Annotated in this window: 4 protein-coding genes and 1 pseudogene; all 5 read right to left on the bottom strand. The window is 59.3% G+C overall.

All coding sequences use genetic code 11. The features are described from left to right. Positions 1–55: 55 nt before the first annotated feature. A pseudogene (locus L0H65_RS17145) lies at positions 56–268 on the bottom strand (IS481 family transposase); the annotation flags it as partial. Between the two features lie 368 nt (positions 269–636). Beyond that, complete coding sequence (gene rplI / locus L0H65_RS17140; RefSeq protein WP_301460441.1) at positions 637–1,224, bottom strand: 50S ribosomal protein L9; 588 nt, start codon at positions 1,222–1,224, stop codon at positions 637–639. 12 nt (positions 1,225–1,236) lie between these two features. Further along, complete coding sequence (rpsR, locus tag L0H65_RS17135; protein WP_301460440.1) at positions 1,237–1,464, bottom strand: 30S ribosomal protein S18; 228 nt, start codon at positions 1,462–1,464, stop codon at positions 1,237–1,239. Positions 1,465–1,492: 28 nt separating this feature from the next. Next, complete coding sequence (gene rpsF / locus L0H65_RS17130) at positions 1,493–1,912, bottom strand: 30S ribosomal protein S6 (protein ID WP_301460439.1); 420 nt, start codon at positions 1,910–1,912, stop codon at positions 1,493–1,495. A gap of 274 nt (positions 1,913–2,186) precedes the next feature. Further along, on the bottom strand, positions 2,187–3,172 hold a 986-nt coding region (locus L0H65_RS17125; protein WP_301460438.1), incomplete at its 5' end, for an LLM class flavin-dependent oxidoreductase.

Below are 3,172 nucleotides of genomic sequence, written 5' to 3'. Positions count from 1 at the left end.
CGGGCAATGACAGCTGACAGATTCAGCAGGAAGCTGGGGTTGGAACAGCGCTTACCGTCAGAACCGTGGATTTCGCGTGCTTCGGCCCAGCCGGAAGATCGGCAACCGATGTCCGCTTGCACCACTTGGCCACCGTCTTCTGATTAATCCCATAGCGCGCCGAAAGTGCCCTCAGGCTCTCTTCACTATTCTGTATTGCTCTACGGACTGCCTCCGTCGTTGTGGCGCACCCCTGAAGAATCTGGCCATAGTGCCTCCTTCCATTCAAAGGAAAATATTGCACCGTCAAACTCCGGGATCAAACAAGTAGCTGATTTACACGAATTCTTTGTCAGACACTGAACCACTTGCCTTTCAGCAATATTGGTGTGAACGGCTCCAAAAACGCTCGTTTCTGGATCATGCGCCAACCAGGCGCTTGACGCCGCCAAAAACGCCGTTCAAAACTTTGCCAGTTGTTGAAGGTTTGTGCGTCTCTTGTGAATGTGGCGATTGGCGCCAAAGTGAGGTTTTGGTGGGGGCGGGGTAGTGTGCTGAAGCGCATTCTACATCTGGGGTAAGTGGTTGGCGAGAATTGAAAAAACCGCGCAAGGGGTTGGCCTTGCGCGGTTTTGGTTTGATCGGGGAGAGGGTGGCTTAGTCGCGACCCATGTCCTCGCCGTCCTCATTGGCCGCGCCGATTTCGTCGAACAACTCGGCGATTTCGAACTCGGCTGCAGCTTCGGCTTCGGCGGCGAGTTCCTGAATGGATTTGCCGGCGGCTTGCAGTTCAGCCTCTTCTGCGGAACGGGCGACGTTGATCACGATGCTGGCGGTCACTTCGGGGTGAAGGACGACCGAGACCGTGTGCAGGCCCAGTTCCTTGATCGGTTTTTGCAGTACGACCTGACCACGATCCACCGTGAAGCCTTCGGCAATGGCGATTTCGGCGGCGTCACGGGTGGTGACGGAGCCGTAAAGCGCACCTGCGTCAGAAGCGGAGCGGATGATAACGAAGGTTTGACCGTCAAGTTTGGCGGAAATGGCTTCCGCCTCGGTCCTGGTTTCAAGGTTTTGTGCTTCGAGTTGCACTTTGCGCGTCTCGAAGGATTTGATGTTGCCATCATTGGCGCGCAACGCCTTGCCTTGCGGCAGAAGGTAGTTGCGGGCGTAGCCTTCCTTTACGGAAACGACTTCGCCCATCTGGCCCAGTTTGGCCACGCGCTGAAGAAGGATCACTTGCATATCTGTGGCTCCTTATTTGATGGCATATGGCAGCAGGGCGAGGAAGCGGGCGCGTTTGATCGCACGGGCCAGTTCACGCTGCTTTTTCTGTGAGACCGCAGTGATGCGGGACGGCACGATCTTGCCACGCTCCGATATGTAGCGTTGCAGCAAACGTGTGTCTTTGTAGTCAATCGCCGGTGCATTGTCGCCCGAGAAGGGGCAGACCTTGCGGCGACGGAAGAAGGGTTTATTCGCCATTTGGATGGTCCTTTCCTATGCCTTCAGATCAACGACGCGGCCGGTCGCCACGGTCACCGCGATCCCCACGGTCGGGGCGGTCGCCACGATCCGGACGGTCACCACGGTCGCCGCGCTCACGGTCGTCGCGCTTTTGCATCTGCACGGACGGACCTTCGGCATGCTCGTCGACCTTGATGGTCAACACACGCATCACGTCGTCATGCAGGCGGGCGAGGCGTTCCATTTCCTGCACGGCAGCGGCGGGCGCGTCGGTGCGCAGAAAGGCGTAGTGGCCCTTGCGGTTCTTGTTGATCTTGTAGGCCATCGTCTTGACGCCCCAGTACTCATGCTCAACAACTTTGCCGCCGTTGTCGGTGAGAACTGTGGAGAAGTGTTCGATGAGCCCTTCGGCTTGCGTGCTGGAAAGATCCTGACGCGCGATCATGACATGCTCATAAAGCGGCATGCTGTCTCCGTTCATTTCAGTGGTGCATTTCATAGGTCGGGGTCACCATCCTGCCGCGTCCCGACCACGAGAGGCTGCACCGGATCAAAAGATAGGTGCGGCAAGATCGGGCGCGTATAGCCGGGGTGCCGGGGCGGTGCAAGTGGTTATCAAGCGGAGCGCGTGCCGCGCGCTGCTTTTTGGCAAGAAGGGGGGCGCTGCCCCCAAAGCGGCAAAGCCGCTTTTCCCCCGAGGTATTTTTGCCAGGATGAATGCGATTTGCCGCTGTCCGGTTTCAGGTTGTGCCTTTGCTGCGCAGGTCTTGCAGGGCATTGGCGGTCAGCGTCAGAGAGTGCAGCCGTTTTTCGTGGTCGTGGATGATGCCAGTCACCATCAATTCATCGGGATGGTGGCGGGTCAGGATGTCTGACAATTCCTGGTGGAGTTTTTCCGGTCCGCCATGGGCAGAAACCGAGAGCATCTGTCGGACCTGTGCGAGCACTTGGGGCGCGATGTGCGCCGTGATGTCTTCGACCGGGGCGGGCACCTTGCCCCGTTTGCCGGTGACGACATTGGCGAAGGATTGCAGTTGCGAGGAGCGCAGGTAGTCGGCTTCTGCATCGGTATCGGCAGCCACAACCGAGGCGGCGATGATGGCATAGGGTTCGGCCAGATACTGCGACGGGCGGAAGGTGCTGCGATAGGTATGCAGTGCCTCCTCCAGTATTTGCGGGGCGAAATGTGAGGCGAAGGCATAGGGCAGGCCCATGTAGGCGGCGAATTGCGCGCCAAAGAGGCTGGAGCCGAGGATCCAGACTGGCACATTGCTGCCCGCACCCGGATAGGCGTTGACTCCGGTTTTGGAGGGCTCATCGCCAAGGTAGCCCAGGAGTTCGGCCACGTCGTTCGGGAAGGTGTCGGCGCTGTCCATGTAGCGGCGCAGGGCGCGGGCGGTCAACCCGTCGGTGCCGGGTGCGCGGCCAAGGCCGAGGTCGATCCGGTCGCCGTAAAGCGCATTGAGCGTGCCGAATTGTTCGGCCACCATCAGGGGCGCGTGGTTGGGCAGCATGATGCCACCCGAACCGATGCGCATGGTGGAGGTGGCACCCGCGACATGGGCGATCAACACCGCGGTCGCAGCACTTGCGATGCCGGGCATGTTATGATGCTCCGCCAGCCAGAAGCGGTGAAATCCCAGTTTTTCGGCGTGTTGCGCAAGGCTACGACTGCTGGCGAGGGCTTGTCTGATATCGCTGCCGACTGTGACCTGCGCGAGATCGA

This window comes from Pseudorhodobacter sp. (genome assembly GCF_030452865.1).
GTDB lineage: Bacteria > Pseudomonadota > Alphaproteobacteria > Rhodobacterales > Rhodobacteraceae > Pseudorhodobacter.
The sequence above is the reverse complement of the archived record's forward strand: the minus strand, read 5'-3'. Positions and strand labels throughout refer to the sequence as shown.

What these genes read in the sequence shown, in the direction of transcription:
- rplI (WP_301460441.1), bottom strand. Translation starts at nt 1,224, where the DNA reads ATGCAAGTGATCCTTCTTCAGCGCGTGGCCAAACTGGGCCAGATGGGC.
- rpsR (WP_301460440.1), bottom strand. Translation starts at nt 1,464, where the DNA reads ATGGCGAATAAACCCTTCTTCCGTCGCCGCAAGGTCTGCCCCTTCTCG.
- rpsF (WP_301460439.1), bottom strand. Translation starts at nt 1,912, where the DNA reads ATGCCGCTTTATGAGCATGTCATGATCGCGCGTCAGGATCTTTCCAGC.